This is a genomic window from Providencia sp. PROV223 (genome assembly GCF_028479245.1).
GTDB classification, from domain to species: Bacteria; Pseudomonadota; Gammaproteobacteria; order Enterobacterales; family Enterobacteriaceae; genus Providencia; species Providencia rettgeri.
This window is the reverse complement of record NZ_JAMPNG010000001.1, coordinates 431,230-446,392: the sequence shown is the minus strand read 5'-3', so window position 1 is coordinate 446,392 and position 15,163 is coordinate 431,230. Positions and strand designations below refer to the sequence as shown.

Here is a 15,163-nt window from a genome sequence, read left to right as displayed (position 1 = left end):
AATACTGTGAGCATTATCGCAGTAATTGTGATCAGATTGAAACTAAAATATAACAAACGGGCATATGCCCAAAAAAATAGCAATTATTTAATTTTAGGTTAAGGAGTCACAATGCTAAAGCAGAAATCAGTGTGGATGCACATCGGTGCTGGGTCATTTCATCGTGCTCACCAAGCGTGGTATTTGCACCGTTTGATTCAACAAGGGGATGATAGTTGGTCAATTGCCTTAGGGAATATTCGCAATGATGCGAATGCATTGCTTGATAACTTAGCCAAGCAAAATGGGGAATATACCCTTGAAACAGTCTCACCTGAAGGTGAGCGTCATTATGAAAAAATTACTTCTGTGCGCAAAGTATTACATTGGGATGAGAATTTAACCCAATTAGTGGAACAAGGCTGTGATAAAGCAACACGTGTTATTGCTTTCACGGTCACGGAGGCGGGCTATTATTTAACCCCGCAGCATGAATTAGATGCAGAACAGCCAGACATTAAAGCCGATTTAACGGGCAAAATGAGCACGATATACGGTGCATTAACACAAATTTTACGCGCACGTTTAGCGGCTCATGGTGAACCTGTCACTTTGTTAAACTGTGATAATTTGCGCCACAATGGCGAACGGTTTAGACACGGCTTTTTATCGTTTCTACAGTTAAAAGGTGAAACTGAGCTATACCAATGGGTGAAAGAAAATACGCGTTCGCCGAACACTATGGTTGATAGGATCACGCCTCGCCCAACACCAGATGTTGCTGAGCGTGTTAAACAGCAAACGGGTTGGGATGATAAAGCACCTATCATGGGAGAAGCATTCATTCAGTGGGTGATTGAAGATGACTTTATTAATGGACGTCCTGCATTAGAAAATGTCGATGTAGAAATGGTTGAGTCCGTTTTACCGTGGGAAGAAGCGAAAATTCGTATTCTGAATGCAAGCCACAGTTGCATTGCTTGGGCAGGAACCTTAATCGGTTTGAGCTTTATTGATGAAAGCACCTGCCAATCTGCTATCAAACAAATGGCATGGAATTATGTGACGCAGGATGTGATCCCGTCATTGTCACCAAGCCCCCTTGATTTAGAACAATACCGTGATGTAGTACTCGCGCGCTTTAGTAATCCATATATTCAGGATACTAATCAACGCGTTGCCGCCGATGGTTTATCAAAAATTCCCGGGTTTATCACGCCAACTTTACAAGAATGCTATCAGCGCCAGCAGACTCCGGCGGCGACGGCTGTACTACCCGCTTTATTTTTCGTGTTTTTACAGCGTTGGGCTCGTGGTGAATTACCTTATGAGTATCAGGATGGTGTGCTGGATGTCGAGCTATATCAAAAAATGATGAATAGTAGTGATGCATTGTCGCAATTTGTCTCCAGTGAAATGCTATTCGGTTCACTTGCTCATGCTACCGAATTCCACGAATTGATGAGCAACACCGTTGAAAAAGTTGAAAATTGGCTCAAGTCACCTCAACAACCTCTGTAAGGAGAAAGGCGATGTACCTCGGAATTGACTTAGGCACTTCAGAACTTAAGGCTGTATTAATTAATGCTCAGGGTGAAATTGTTGCCTCAAGCCATATGGCATTAACAGTACAAAGGCCACATTCTCAGTGGGCCGAGCAATCGCCAGATAGTTGGTGGGAAGCCACCAATGCGGTTGCCGCTACCTTGCGCCAAAAAGCCCCAGAAGCATGGGCGGCAGTAAAAGCGATTGGCTTATCGGGCCAAATGCACGGTGCGGTATTATTAGATAGCCAGCACCAAGTACTTCGCGACTGTATTTTATGGAATGACACCCGCAGTGCGAAGGAATGTGAATGGCTCATGGAAAATCACCCTGAGTTTCTAACGATTGGCGCTAATTTAGTGATGCCAGGTTTCACAGCACCTAAATTATTGTGGGTTGCACGTCATGAGCCTGAAATATTCAAACAAGTTGCCAAAGTGTTGCTTCCTAAAGATTATTTACGTTGGAAAATGACCGGTCAATTTATCAGTGATATGTCTGATGCTTCAGGCACATTGTGGCTGGATGTGGCTAAGCGTGATTGGTCAGATGAATTATTAGCGGCAACTAATCTAACGCGTGAACAAATGCCGGCTTTAGTTGAAGGAGCTGAAAAAAGTGGTGTGTTACGGGCCGATTTAGCTTCGCAATGGGGTTTAAGTGCAGATGTGATTATTGCTGGTGGAGGGGGGGACAATGCAGCCTCTGCAGTGGGCGTTGGCGCAATTAATGATGGCGATGCTCTGATTTCTTTGGGGACATCTGGTGTTATTTTTGTGGTTAATAATCAACTACAAGCAGCACCACATCAGGGTGTCCATGCTTTTGCTCATGCATTACCAAATCGCTGGCACCAAATGAGTGTGATGTTAAGTGCCGCCAACTGTTTACGGTGGCTTTGCCAACTTCTTTCTACAACTGAAAATCAGCTAATGGAGGAAGTGGGGAAATTGACCGATGACCAGAAGAAGCTAGCGCCTGTATTTTTGCCTTACCTTTCAGGGGAAAGAACGCCTCATAATGACCCCTACGCAATGGGCTCATTTTTTGCGTTAAGAAATGAAACAACGCGTGCTCAGCTTGGTTATGCGGTGATTGAAGGTGTGACCTTCGCCCTGGCGGATGGCATGCAGGTTTTAACGCAAACAGGAACGCAAATTAGTCGGTGTAGCTTAACGGGGGGAGGAGCACGTAGTCCTGTTTGGGCGCAGCTGATTGCTGATGTTATCGATATACCAATTGTGACCCACCCAGCGAGTTCATCGGGAGCTTTAGGTGCGGCTCGTTTGGCATGGCTGGCGGACGGCGGTAATACAGAAACCGTGTGCCAAAAACCAGAGGTGTTAAGTACCTATTTACCGCAGAAACAGTACCAAACTTGGTTAAATCAACGGCTTGATGTTTTCCGTTTATTATACCAACAGCAAAAACAAGCAAGGGAATTATTGCCACAGTAGGCGAGTGTGGCGGTGTTTCCCTACACATCACCGCCACAGCTATCTCTTCGCGATTGATTAAAATAACAAAATTAAAATGAGGAAACTGCAATGGAACAGAAGCAGTATTGGCTTGGTCTACCTAAGCATTTGTTCTGGGGTTTTATTGCTATCGCTATTTTTATGAGTGGTGATGGCTTTGAAATGGCTTTTCTATCAAAACATATTACTGATTTAGGGTTTACACCGGCACAATCAGCGATGGTATTTACTGTCTATGGCTTAATGGCCGCTGTTGCGGCGTGGGCATCTGGTGTTGTGGCTGAAATTATCACCCCCCTAAAAGCCATGATGATCGGGTTCATTCTCTGGATTGTCATGCATGCATTGTTTATGGCGTTCGGTCTGGGCATGAAAAGCTATACCTTGATGCTACTATTTTACGGCATTCGTGGATTAGCTTATCCATTGTTTATTTATTCATTTATGATGATGTTGGTGCAGGTCATTCCTCGAGCGCATCTTGCTGCCGCTACCGGTTGGTTCTGGGCGATGTATTCTGTCGGAATTGGTGTCATTGGTAGCTATTTACCTAGCTTTTCAATCCCAATGATGGGAGAAACGGGAACATTATGGATGGCAATTGGTTGGGTCGCTATTGGTGGCGCAATTGCTTATTTTAGCCTGCGTCATATTCCAGTTGATCGCTCTAAAGTTAATTTACCAATGAAAGATAAAATGGCCGAGTTATCCCGAGCTGCGACTATTTTATTCACGAATAAAGATATTTTTATGGCAAGCCTGATCCGGATTATCAACACAATTTCATTGTTTGGTTTTGCGATTATTATGCCATTATTATTTGTTGACCGCTTAGGGTTCACCATCTCTGAATGGTTACAGATTTGGGCCGTTTTCTTCTTTGTGACTATTTTTACGAATATTTTTTGGGGAATTGTTGGTGAACATATTGGTTGGGTTCGCCAGGTCAGATGGTTTGGTTGTTTAGGAATGGCAATATCCAGCTTAATGTTTTACTACTTACCCGTTTATTTTGGTCATAATTTTGCCATCGCATTAATACCTGCTATTTTATTGGGTATCTTTGTGGCTGCTTTTGTTCCAATGACTGCGGTATTCCCAAGTATTGAGCCACATCATAAAGGTGCTGCAGTTTCGATTTACAACCTTTCTGCGGGGTTAAGTAATTTTGCCGCACCAGCAATTGCCAGTTTAGTCTTGCCTTTCTTTGATATTGTGGGCGTAGTGTGGGCCTATACAGGTTTGTATATCTTTGCAGGTATACTGACATTCTTTATTAAAGTGCCACAACCCGGCTTTGAAAATAATCGCAAAATAAAACCAGCTAAGGTGGCGACTGAACAACAAACCAGCCATTAATTTACTTTACCTAATATCATCAAGCCCTGTAGATAGTGAATTATCTTTGGGGTTTTTTCTTTATTTAATTCACCTCTATTATTGAGACAAACTAAATTGGACATGAAGGGATATCGTCCTTTTCAAAGGTAATATAAAGAGAAACGGTTTAAAAATAAAATAAAGTAGAATATTTCCTATAAATAGAAATCTGAGTCATATTTATAAGGTGATTTTTCATCTTATTGCGATAATTATTGAAAATACAGCGCTGGACAATAGAATATAATTTCATAGATTAAAAAAACAACTATAGTCGATTTGTTTATAAATAAATACTTAAATGACATAAAATATTAACTTCTAAACCTGCATTTAGAGAATATTAAGGTGCATGCCCTCTTTCAATGTTATATCTGACTATTTAATTCACAGCTTATCTTTATTCCAAGCTGTTTAAATCCGGTTTTACTCTCTATACATCTGAATTTTAGGTGTTATGATGAATTTTGTTGCAAATTCGTGTATTTATAGCGAAATACTCTCTATACTGGTGTTTTATTGCGCCAAATAAAATTTATAATCTAATTTTAATTAAAATTAATAGTTTGTAATACTAAAAAATAATCTAATAAAAAAGATAAGTGCGGGGAAAAAGTTATGTCACAGATGTTAGCTCTGTTTCTGATAGTAGGGATATTATATATAGGGGATGCTATAGCCGTTAGAACTAAGGCTTGGATCCCATCTGTATTTGTATGTGCAGTGCTCTTTCTTTTAGGTTATTGGACTATTTTTCCGAAAGATATTGTGAGTATTGCCGGTATTCCTCAGGTGGTTGCGGTTACCTTGATGTATTTGTTAATTACAAATATGGGAACCTTATTATCGCTAAAAGAATTGTTGCGCCAATGGAAAACTATTCTTATCTCTTTAGCTGGGATTCTAGGCATCATTTTATTAACCTTTATTGTTGGTATAACTTTATTTGATTTAAATACGGTATTAGTTGCAGTTCCTCCGTTGGTTGGTGGTATTGTTTCTTCGTTAATTATGTCAAAAGGTGCTGCGGAGGCAGGTCTTGTTGACCTTTCGGTTTTCGCAATTTTAATTTACGTCATGCAGGGGTTTGCAGGTTATCCATTAACTGCGGTGATGCTAAAAAAAGAAGGACGCCGAGTTTTAGAAAAATATCGCAATGGCCAATGGCAAGAAACTTTACCGGTAGATGGGGCAAAAGAGGTCGAAGTTAAAACGGTGGTACCTGAAGATGAAATGCCACGTATGTTTAAAAAAATCCCTAATCATTATAACACCAGCTATTTTAAATTCTTACGCTTAGCTGCAGTAGGCTATTTGGCTTATTTGGCCTCATCTTATGCTGCTCCTTATGTGAGTATTAGCCCATTTGTATTGTGTTTGTTATTTGGTGTTATTGCTTCTTCATTAGGTTTCTTAGAAAGGCAGCCGTTACAAAAAGCTAATGGCTTTGGGTTCGCAATTATGGCCTTAATGTTGTTTATTTTTGATACATTAAACCACGCAACCCCCGATATGTTATTACGCCTAGTTTATCCGATGGTGGTGTTAATTAGTGCAGCGGTTATTGGGATGTACCTTGCATCTTGGGTGGTTGGTAAAATATTAGGCGTCACCAAAGAAATGGCATTTGCTGTTGCGCTAACTGCGTTATATGGCTTTCCAGCTGACTACATTATTACTAATGAAGCGATCAACGCGTTAACGAAAAACGAAAAAGAACGCCAAGTATTAACTAGCCATATGTTAGGGCCAATGCTAGTTGGTGGCTTTATTTCTGTGACCATGGTTTCTGTTGTATTAGCAGGTATTATGGTGGCTTATATTGTTCCAATTGCAGGGTAAAAATAATGGAAACAAGTACTTCAAGAATTCAGCGCCATTTAGAACAGTTGGCAGAATACACCGCAACGCCGGGTCAGGGTACTACGCGGATGAGCTATAGCGAACAAGATAAACAAGCGCGTGATTATCTAAAACAAGAAATGCACGCCTTAGGATTACACGTTCGTGAAGATGCTATCGGCAATATTTATGGGCGCTTAGAAGGCCAGCAACCGGATTTGCCTGCAGTCATAGTCGGTTCACATTTTGATTCGGTCCCTCACGGTGGGGCATTTGATGGTCCTGCGGGGATTGTCACCGGTTTGGATGTTGTGGCGCGTATTCGCGAACAAAATTTAACACCGAAATATCCCTTAGAAGTGATTGCGTTGGTTGAAGAAGAAGGTACCAGTTTTGGTCGTGGTTTGATGGCTTCGAGTGTAATAACAGGGCTAATTGGCACCAAAGAATTATATCAGTTAAAGGATAGGCAAGGCGTGAGTGCTGCTGCACGCATGGTCGCAGCTGGGTTCAATGCAGACAATGCAGCGCAAGCGGTTCTTAATCCTAAAAATGTCAAAGCGTTCTTAGAGCTACATATCGAACAAGGCCCAGTGTTAGAACAGGCGAATGAAGATGTAGGGATCGTAGAAACTATCGTAGGCATCAGCCAGTTAGAAATTAAATTGACAGGTAAAGCAGGCCATGCAGGTACCACGCCGATGAATATGCGAGCCGATGCATTAGTGTGTGCTAGCCAAATCATTAGCCAAATCCCTGCGCTAGCAATGGCAGTGGGGGATAATACGGTGGCGACTGTGGGGCGGTTAGCGGTATTGCCGAATGGGGCTAATGTCATCCCAAGTGAAGTCACTTTTAGCGTTGATATTCGTTCCAAAAATGATATTGCGTTACGTAAGGTGATTGAGCAAGTTATTGAGTTAACTGAGCAAGTTAGCAATTCATTAGCTATTTCAAGCGATATTGTTCAGCCGTTATATGTTCAGCCAACGGAGCTCAATAGTGATATTCATCAACTAATGCAACAACATGCTAGCGACCAAAACTTACGTTTTCGTTCAATGGTCAGTGGCGCAGGGCATGACACTATGATTTTTGCAGGTATTACTCAAACAGGGTTGATATTTGTGCCAAGTCGTAATGGGTTAAGCCATCATCCAGATGAATGGACGGATTATGCACAAATTGCAAGAGGTGCAGATGTGATGTTTGCTACTGTTAAGTCATTAATAGAATGCTAATTAATAAATAAACCAGGTAAATCATCTGGTTGTGTAATAGGGTAAAAAGGTAGAAAAATGATCAACAAAACAATTACAGCGGCAATCAAAAAACACACACCGGAAATGATTGCTTTTCGTCGTGATCTACACGCTCACCCTGAACTACCGTTTGAAGAAATACGTACTACAAAACGTATTGCAGAAGAATTAGACAAAATTGGAATAGCGTATCGATTAACCGAACCGACAGGTGTTATTGCTGAAATTAAAGGCGGTAAGCCAGGTAAAACAGTTGCTCTGCGTGCAGATATAGACGCATTACCCGTTTTGGAATTGAACGATTCATTAGAATATAAATCGACTATTGAAGGTAAAATGCATGCTTGTGGCCATGATGCGCATACGGCAATGCTATTAACCGCAGCTAAAGCGTTGTATGAAGTACGTGAAGAATTAGCCGGTAATGTGCGTTTGATTTTCCAACCCGCAGAAGAAATTGCTCAAGGCGCATTAGCCATGATCAAACAAGGCGCAATCGAAAATGTGGATAACGTTTTTGGTATGCACATTTGGACAACCACACCATCAGGAAAAGTGTCTTGTAATGTGGGAGGCTCTTTTGCTTCCGCAGATTTACTAAAAGTCACCTTTAAAGGCCGTGGTGGTCATGGTTCTATGCCAGAGGCCACCATTGATGCTGCGGTTGTTGCTTCTGCATTTGTCATGAATTTACAAGCGATTGTTTCCCGTGAAACGTCTTCTTTAGACTCAGCCGTGGTCACGATAGGTAAAATGGATGTCGGGACACGTTTCAATGTTATCGCTGAAAATGCAGTATTGGACGGCACGATACGTTGTTTTGATATCGAAACTCGTAACCGTATCGAAGCTGCGATCCGTCGTTATGCAGAGCATACAGCGGCTATTTATGGGGCGACTGCGCATGTTGATTATATCTATGGGACATTGCCTGTTATTAATGAGGAGCGTAGTGCGCTACTGGCTCAGTCAGTGATTTCACAAGCTTTTGGTGAACAAGCTCTGATTAATGAAAGACCGACACCGGGGGGTGAAGACTTCAGCTTCTACATTGAAAATATCCCAGGGTGCTTTGCTTTGTTAGGCACTGGAAATGCCGAAAAAGACACTCAATGGGCACATCATCATGGCTGCTTTAATATTGATGAAGACACGATGGCGACAGGGGCTGAACTTCATGCGCAATATGCGTGGAGTTATTTACAGCAACAGGAATTTTAATTGAGTATGTTAATGCTATTAGGGCTAGTTATTTTGCCAATACCGGGGTTACCACTAGCCCTACTGCCTATTTATTTTGCCTATTAAGATTGGTTAAAACTGCGAATAGCGGCCTATTGTATGGCTGCTATTTGTCGTGATGAGTAAAAATAGCTTCTCTTAAACGCTGTTGTTGTTCAAAACGTTGTTCTTGGTTGATTTGCTGATCATGGGATAGCTGCATTAGCATTTCATTCATATTATGAACTGAGCTTTCTTCAATCAGTTGATTTATTTTTTCAACAATTTCATCATAGTAGGACATAAAGCAGGCTCCAATTAATATTCACTAAAGTTATCATAACGCAAAATTTAATGGGTTAGATAGGTGATTAATTCTGTTTATCGATCACCATAACTGCCATCGTATTGGGTTCTAAGGCTCGCATTATATGCGGCTCATCTCCGGGGTAGTGAATATAGTCCCCAACCTGTAACTCAACAGGGTTATCCAATGGGCCGACTAACGCTCTGCCGGACATAATAATGATGTGCTCGCTGACACCATGCATATGAGGCTCTGAAATACGGTCACGACCGGGCTGGGCAACCACAGTATAAATATCACGTCGCGAATCTGCAGGGGCTGATGAGAGCAAAAAGGCCAAATAGTTCGCGTGTTCAGCGCTGACCGGTATCGCCTCCCCATGACGGATCACAGTGACAGCCTCTTGTTTTTCTTCAATTAATCGTGCAAAAGGAATGTCTAAAGCCACACAAAGTGCCCATAAAGTTTCAATGCTTGGGTTACCGCTACCAGATTCCAATTGAGAAAGTGTAGATTTAGCGATGCCCGCTTTGCGAGATAGCTCTGATAGGGATAGCCCGCTTTTTTGTCTTTCACGACTAAGGGCTTTCGAAATCAACTCAATGGGTGGGGAAGGTAGATTCAATGTTAATTTTCCTATTTAGATTGCACTTTATACTATCTATCGACATAATGAACGAATGTATTATATATCGAACGGCCTAGGAATGCTAACTTCAATAAGCTCAACATTAAATCATAGTACAGTGAAAAATATAGCTCTTGTCTGTTTTGCTGACTTAATTGTCGGCATTTCTTATGGCGCATTAGCGCTTTCGCAAGGTTTTGATTGGTGGGTACCACTTACTTTATCTATTTTAGTGCTCGCAGGGGCGTCTGAGTTTTTGTTTATTGGTGTTATTTTTACAGGAGGTAGCCCGCTTTCTGCTGCACTTGCGGGGTTGTTAGTCAATTCACGACATATTCCTTTTAGTTTTGCAACTAACGAATTAACGGGGAAAGGAGCGAAGTCATTACTGGGCTACCATATTATGAACGATGAGAGTGTTGTATTTGGTTTAGCACAAGAAACTGAATCAGAAAAACGCGCAGCTTTTTGGTTGTGTGGGATAGGTATTCTATTGTGTTGGCCAATAGGGGTCGTGATAGGTGAGGTATTGGGTAGCTTTATTAGTGATACGCATATATATGGGATGGATGCGATGTTTCCTGCAATTATTTTAGCGCTTTCATTGCCTGCGTTATCGGATAAACGCCTGCGGTTAACTGCCATTATTGGTGCAGTTATTGCGGTTGCAACCACACCAGTATTACCCGCGGGGATCCCTGTATTACTGGCATTATTGAGCTTGGTTATTTATATAAGGAAATAATAATGACAAATAACCCATGGTTAATTATTAGCGGTATTTTGTTGTTGGCGGCAGGTACTTATTTAATGCGAGCGTCAGGTGCTTTGTTGCGCGGCCGAGTGATACTTTCTGAAAATAGTAAAATGTTATTTTCAGCAGCAGCCATTGTCATTTTATTCTCAGTGGCAGCGACGTCGACATTATTTTCCGGTGATGAGATTTCTGATTGGCCTAAAATTGTAGGCGTGCTGGTGGCAGGGGTCCTAACGTGGTTTAAAAAGCCATTTATTATCATTGTGTTGTCAGCTGCGATTGTGACTGCGTTACTTAGGTTATTCTAAATAAGGTTATTCTAAATAAGGTTATTCTAATTAGAGTTAATCTGAATAGCGCATATTTATGTAGCTTATATAAGCTAGAGCAGATAAAAAAGTGACCCCGACTTGAAGAGAGTTGGGGTCACTGAAATTTACTCAGTGAGATCTTTTATTGTTTCAGAAGAGCCATTTTTTTGGACAGAGGCAATCCCTTTTAGCGCAGATTGCTTGGAAGCATACATTTCACTTTTAGCAATCACTTCATGATTTGCTGCTTTTAAAACGAAATAGTAAGGCTGAGCAACGTCTTTAGTGGATTTTTTTAATTCAAAATACCCCATGTTAAGCTCCTGATTTTCTATTGAAAGGATGTCAAACAAAGTGTTAATAGGTAGCTGATATTAACAATCTGCTTGAATTAAGATTAGTCGCTATTAGGTGTTATTACTAGGGGAAAAGATTCAATTCGGATAAACTTTTTTTTAAAAAAAAGCCTCTGGGAAGCAGAGGCAATCGTAGGATATATAGAACTCTTTATTATCTGACTAAAATATCGGCTTTTTCTTGTAACAGCTATCTGGTTGTACTTATCGATATAAAAGGTTTTGCCGATAACTTCATTAATCCTCATTGATACTAACTGTTACTTTGCAGTTGGAGCACCAATTGGTTCTGGTGTTGGCATGGTATTCATTGGTTTAAATTCAGGGACTTCCATCACTGTAACTTTGACAATATAGCGTTTGCCATCTTCAATTTTAGGCGCACTATTGGCCAGTTTTTTTACAGTTTCATTCGGTGTCGTCGTTTGTTCTGCCACGCTGTATACCATATTGTGATGGTTACCCATGTGTTGACGAGGCATTTTATGATTCACACCATTTGCTGCCGCAGTAAAACCGACGGTTAATAATGCTAAGGCTAATAAGCTTGTATTTAATTTTTTCATTTCAGTTTCCTCTGTATTGGTGATGAGCAAATCATTCACCAATTCATTTCGTCTCGCAATTGCTTTTACCTCCCCTGACGGAAGCTCCATAATTACTGCACTTTTTATTCAAGCTTATTCCATAATTTTTATAAAACAGTAGGTTAGTAGACGATAATTTACATTTTTAGACCACTTGTGCTAATGCAAATTTCAGTGCTGGAGACATCAAAGGGGATAGTCTAGGATGGTAAGTTAGGTTCAACAAAACTCTAACAAAGTGAGTGTGTATGTCAGATAAAAAAATTCCCCTTTCGTTGCTCGACCTTGCACCAATCATTCAGGGTTCGACAGCGAAAGAGGCCTTTGCTCATTCTCTTGATATTGCCCAACTAGCCGAAAAACTCGGTTATCATCGTTATTGGCTTGCGGAACACCATAATATGACAGGGATTGCAAGTGCGGCCACCTCGGTATTAATCGGCTATCTTGCTGCTAATACGCGCACTTTACGTTTAGGTTCTGGTGGTGTCATGTTACCGAATCATTCACCGTTGGTGATTGCAGAGCAATTTGGCACGCTAAATACACTTTACCCTGAACGTATCGATTTAGGCATAGGGCGTGCACCAGGAAGTGACCAACGGACGATGCAAGCTTTACGTCGCCATATGAACACGGATATCGATAATTTCCCGCAAGATGTAGCGCAAATTATTAATTGGTTTGATGCCATAAACCCAGATCCAGCAGTGCGTCCAGTACCGGGGTTTGGCGAAAAAATTCCAGTTTGGTTGCTAGGGTCGAGTTTATACAGTGCAAGGTTAGCTGCGCAGATGGGGCTCCCTTTTGCTTTTGCTTCTCATTTTGCACCTGATTTGCTATTACAAGCGTTGGATGTTTATCGTGCTAATTTCCAGCCATCGCAGAGACTACCTAAGCCGTATGCAATGGTTTGCATCAATATCATTGCCGCAGAGACTCAACGTGAAGCGGAATTTTTATTTACATCGATGCAGCAAGCCTTTGTCATGCTACGTCGTGGCCAACCCTCTCAACTTCCTGCACCAGTCGAGAGCATGGAAAACATTTGGTCACCTGCCGAGGAATTTGGTGTTCAACAAGCATTAGGGATGTCACTGGTAGGGGATAAAACCAAGGTACGCCATGGGTTGGAAACGATATTGAGGCAAACTCAAGCGGATGAAATTATGGTTAATGGCCAAATTTTTGATCATCAAGCTCGTTTGCACTCTTTTGAGTTAGCGATGCAGGTAATGAACGAAATTATGTAATGTATATAGCTGAGCGGTTAACACCAGTGCAAGGAAGCATTTTTCAGACTTGATGCAAAAAAGAGATAACCCAGAAAAATCTGGGTCATTGACGGCTAGCAAGCTATTTGTGGTTGATGAGGCTCTAAGGGGGGTAAACCGTGAGCAGCACGCGCTCTATCGCAGGCTTCGTTGTAAACACCGTCCTGCCAAGATTGTTCGAACTCACGACACGGTGTGGGTCTTTGTGCGTAAATCGAACAAGACACACACTCACCAATAGTGCCCTCTAAAGCAGTACAGCGGGTATTTTGTTTTTGATTGGTGCCATGCATACAACTCATAAATGGAGTAATTTGCTCAGTTAAATGTTGTGGTACAACACCACCGCCACTTTCTGCCTCAGCCCAATAAAAAGAGACACGAAAATAGGCACAACATGCACCGCAGCTTACACAAGGGTTTTCAGAAGATGCAGTTTTTAGGATATGGACATTATTAGTCATATTAAAAAACCATAAATGATGTTGATAAAATACCCATAGGAAATGGGTTGACGCAACACAAGCAGGAAGCTCAAGAAAACGTTGCTCAGGCTTTATTATCTTACGTAATTCCAGTTTATTGCAATATTATTTAGCACAAAAAACTGGTTTTTTTAATGTTCACCAAGATTAATAAAATTGACGTATTTGTGATAACCATAAAAAAACCTGCCAGAAGGCAGGTTTTTGTTTGAACTATGATGACAAATTAAACGTGTTTTAAATCTGCGTCATCATTTTGGTTGAATATCGCTTTATCGGTTTCACCCATCAATTGGCTAGTCACAGTACCTGCTGTCATTGAACCACTGACATTCAACGCAGTACGGCCCATATCAATTAATGGCTCAACTGAGATTAACAGAGCAACTAATGTGACAGGTAAGCCCATTGCGGGTAATACAATTAACGCTGCAAAAGTTGCACCGCCACCAACACCAGCAACCCCTGCTGAACTGATAGTAACAATACCGACTAATGTCGCAATCCACAGTGGATCGAATGGGTTGATTCCCATTGTCGGTGCCACCATTACCGCTAACATTGCAGGGTAGATACCGGCACAACCATTTTGCCCAATCGTTGCACCAAAAGATGCTGAGAAACTAGCAATGGACTCAGGGATACCGAAACGACGTGTTTGTGTTTCAATATTCAGTGGAATACTTGCTGCACTTGAACGACTCGTGAATGCAAAGGTTAACACTGGCCCAGCTTTTTTAAAGAATTTAATCGGGTTTAAGCCTGTTGTCGCAACTAAAATACCGTGTATGACAAACATAATGCCTAATGCAACATAAGAGGCAATAACAAAGGTTCCTAAGTTGATGATGTCATGTAAGTTTGAACTTGCTACAACTTTAATCATCAGCGCCATCACACCATACGGCGTTAAACGCATTACTAAGCGAACTAATTTCATTGCCCAAGCTTGCATAACATCAATTGCAGCTAAGGCTTTTTCACCACGCTCTTTATCATCTTTAAACAATTGTAGTGCGGCAACGCCGAGGAAGGCAGCAAAAATAACGACACTAATAATCGATGTTGGATTTGCTCCAGTTAAATCCGCAAATGGATTTTTTGGAATAAATGATAAAATTAATTGAGGTACGGTTAAGTCAGAAACTTTCCCAATATAATTGCTTTCTATTGCAGATAAGCGAGCAGTTTCAGATTGACCTTGAACTAAACCTTCTGCGGTCAGGCCGAATACATTGGCAATTAAAATACCAACTAACGCAGCAATAGCAGTGGTAAATAACAAAGTGCCAATTGTTAAAAAGCTAATTTTACCCAGTGAAGAGGCTTTATGTAATCTTGCCACCGCACTTAGAATTGAAGCAAATACCAATGGCATAATCACCATTTGTAATAGCTGCACATACCCATTTCCGACAATATTAAACCACAGAATGGAGTCTTTTACCGTTTGGTGGCCACTACCGTACACGAGGTGCAGTATTACCCCATAGGCAACACCGAAAACCAGACCGACTAAAACTTTTTTAGATAGGCTCCAGCCTTTAGCCCCTAGTTTTGCCAACAGTATTAGTAGTGCTACAAAGCCGAGCACATTAATAATTAGAGGAATATTCATTCCGAACTCCAAATCATATTTTTATAAGGTGTGTTACTTGCCCTTTAATCCTTATTTGTTATAAGGATTTAGTTACTTCAAACAACTGGTTATATGTTATCAGCTGATAAAACACATTTCTTATACTAAAAAG

The 15,163-nt window shown here is 41.1% G+C and carries 15 protein-coding genes; 9 read left to right on the top strand and 6 right to left on the bottom strand.

Annotated features, from left to right (window positions below; all coding sequences use genetic code 11):
• Positions 1–111: 111 nt before the first annotated feature.
• The 6 genes from dalD to PR767_RS02185 all read left to right on the top strand — a co-directional run bounded on the left by dalD (position 112) and on the right by PR767_RS02185 (position 8,707).
• Positions 112–1,500, top strand: coding sequence for a D-arabinitol 4-dehydrogenase (gene dalD / locus PR767_RS02210; RefSeq protein WP_272519829.1), 1,389 nt, complete (start codon positions 112–114; stop codon positions 1,498–1,500).
• Positions 1,501–1,511: 11 nt separating this feature from the next.
• A complete protein-coding gene (gene xylB, locus PR767_RS02205; RefSeq protein WP_115167400.1) occupies positions 1,512–2,981 on the top strand; it encodes a xylulokinase in 1,470 nt (489 codons plus the stop codon).
• Between the two features lie 90 nt (positions 2,982–3,071).
• Positions 3,072–4,361: an MFS transporter gene (locus PR767_RS02200; protein WP_004910288.1), complete on the top strand. Its 1,290-nt coding sequence runs from the start codon at positions 3,072–3,074 to the stop codon at positions 4,359–4,361.
• Between the two features lie 639 nt (positions 4,362–5,000).
• On the top strand, positions 5,001–6,224 hold the full coding sequence (locus tag PR767_RS02195) for a hypothetical protein (RefSeq protein ID WP_272519828.1): 1,224 nt from the start codon (positions 5,001–5,003) through the stop codon (positions 6,222–6,224).
• Positions 6,225–6,229: 5 nt separating this feature from the next.
• Positions 6,230–7,465, top strand: a complete 1,236-nt coding sequence (locus PR767_RS02190) for a Zn-dependent hydrolase (RefSeq protein ID WP_272519827.1) — start codon at positions 6,230–6,232, stop codon at positions 7,463–7,465.
• 57 nt (positions 7,466–7,522) lie between these two features.
• Entirely contained in the window at positions 7,523–8,707 is a 1,185-nt protein-coding gene (locus tag PR767_RS02185; RefSeq protein WP_272519826.1) for an amidohydrolase, read from the top strand.
• 127 nt (positions 8,708–8,834) lie between these two features.
• On the opposite strand, the gene PR767_RS02180 is transcribed toward PR767_RS02185, so the two are convergent.
• Together PR767_RS02180 and PR767_RS02175 are read right to left on the bottom strand one after the other, a co-directional pair.
• Complete coding sequence (locus tag PR767_RS02180) at positions 8,835–9,011, bottom strand: DUF2526 family protein (protein WP_272519825.1); 177 nt, start codon at positions 9,009–9,011, stop codon at positions 8,835–8,837.
• 67 nt (positions 9,012–9,078) lie between these two features.
• The gene (locus PR767_RS02175; protein WP_004910302.1) at positions 9,079–9,639 is read right to left on the bottom strand and encodes a helix-turn-helix domain-containing protein; all 561 of its coding nucleotides are present in this window, start codon (positions 9,637–9,639) and stop codon (positions 9,079–9,081) included.
• An 82-nt stretch (positions 9,640–9,721) separates the two neighbouring features.
• On the opposite strand from PR767_RS02175, the gene PR767_RS02170 reads away from it, so the two are divergent.
• On the top strand, positions 9,722–10,387 hold the full coding sequence (locus tag PR767_RS02170) for an AzlC family ABC transporter permease (RefSeq protein ID WP_272519824.1): 666 nt from the start codon (positions 9,722–9,724) through the stop codon (positions 10,385–10,387).
• Positions 10,388–10,389: 2 nt separating this feature from the next.
• Complete coding sequence (locus PR767_RS02165; RefSeq protein ID WP_272519823.1) at positions 10,390–10,707, top strand: AzlD domain-containing protein; 318 nt, start codon at positions 10,390–10,392, stop codon at positions 10,705–10,707.
• A gap of 128 nt (positions 10,708–10,835) precedes the next feature.
• Here the strand turns inward: PR767_RS02165 and PR767_RS02160 are convergent, their stop codons facing one another.
• Positions 10,836–11,024 (bottom strand): YegP family protein, encoded by a 189-nt coding sequence (locus PR767_RS02160; RefSeq protein ID WP_004263611.1) that lies wholly within the window; start codon positions 11,022–11,024, stop codon positions 10,836–10,838.
• A gap of 302 nt (positions 11,025–11,326) precedes the next feature.
• Positions 11,327–11,722, bottom strand: a complete 396-nt coding sequence (locus tag PR767_RS02155) for a hypothetical protein (protein WP_272519822.1) — start codon at positions 11,720–11,722, stop codon at positions 11,327–11,329.
• A gap of 179 nt (positions 11,723–11,901) precedes the next feature.
• On the opposite strand from PR767_RS02155, the gene PR767_RS02150 reads away from it, so the two are divergent.
• Entirely contained in the window at positions 11,902–12,906 is a 1,005-nt protein-coding gene (locus PR767_RS02150; RefSeq protein WP_164528921.1) for a luciferase-like monooxygenase, read from the top strand.
• Positions 12,907–13,001: 95 nt separating this feature from the next.
• Here the strand turns inward: PR767_RS02150 and PR767_RS02145 are convergent, their stop codons facing one another.
• Positions 13,002–13,391 carry a YkgJ family cysteine cluster protein gene (locus tag PR767_RS02145; RefSeq protein ID WP_004910319.1) on the bottom strand — a complete coding sequence of 130 codons (390 nt, stop codon included), beginning with the start codon at positions 13,389–13,391 and terminating at the stop codon, positions 13,002–13,004.
• Between the two features lie 247 nt (positions 13,392–13,638).
• A complete protein-coding gene (locus PR767_RS02140) occupies positions 13,639–15,030 on the bottom strand; it encodes an L-cystine transporter (protein WP_004910323.1) in 1,392 nt (463 codons plus the stop codon).
• Between the last annotated feature and the right edge of the window lie 133 nt (positions 15,031–15,163).

Bases quoted from the DNA above. Each gene is read 5' to 3' on its own strand.
- PR767_RS02140 (WP_004910323.1), bottom strand. From the start codon at position 15,030: ATGAATATTCCTCTAATTATTAATGTGCTCGGCTTTGTAGCACTACTA.
- PR767_RS02160 (WP_004263611.1), bottom strand. From the start codon at position 11,024: ATGGGGTATTTTGAATTAAAAAAATCCACTAAAGACGTTGCTCAGCCT.
- PR767_RS02155 (WP_272519822.1), bottom strand. From the start codon at position 11,722: ATGGAGCTTCCGTCAGGGGAGGTAAAAGCAATTGCGAGACGAAATGAA.
- PR767_RS02145 (WP_004910319.1), bottom strand. From the start codon at position 13,391: ATGACTAATAATGTCCATATCCTAAAAACTGCATCTTCTGAAAACCCT.
- PR767_RS02185 (WP_272519826.1), top strand. From the start codon at position 7,523: ATGATCAACAAAACAATTACAGCGGCAATCAAAAAACACACACCGGAA.
- dalD (WP_272519829.1), top strand. From the start codon at position 112: ATGCTAAAGCAGAAATCAGTGTGGATGCACATCGGTGCTGGGTCATTT.
- PR767_RS02180 (WP_272519825.1), bottom strand. From the start codon at position 9,011: ATGTCCTACTATGATGAAATTGTTGAAAAAATAAATCAACTGATTGAA.
- PR767_RS02195 (WP_272519828.1), top strand. From the start codon at position 5,001: ATGTCACAGATGTTAGCTCTGTTTCTGATAGTAGGGATATTATATATA.
- PR767_RS02150 (WP_164528921.1), top strand. From the start codon at position 11,902: ATGTCAGATAAAAAAATTCCCCTTTCGTTGCTCGACCTTGCACCAATC.
- PR767_RS02190 (WP_272519827.1), top strand. From the start codon at position 6,230: ATGGAAACAAGTACTTCAAGAATTCAGCGCCATTTAGAACAGTTGGCA.
- PR767_RS02165 (WP_272519823.1), top strand. From the start codon at position 10,390: ATGACAAATAACCCATGGTTAATTATTAGCGGTATTTTGTTGTTGGCG.
- PR767_RS02200 (WP_004910288.1), top strand. From the start codon at position 3,072: ATGGAACAGAAGCAGTATTGGCTTGGTCTACCTAAGCATTTGTTCTGG.
- PR767_RS02170 (WP_272519824.1), top strand. From the start codon at position 9,722: ATGCTAACTTCAATAAGCTCAACATTAAATCATAGTACAGTGAAAAAT.
- xylB (WP_115167400.1), top strand. From the start codon at position 1,512: ATGTACCTCGGAATTGACTTAGGCACTTCAGAACTTAAGGCTGTATTA.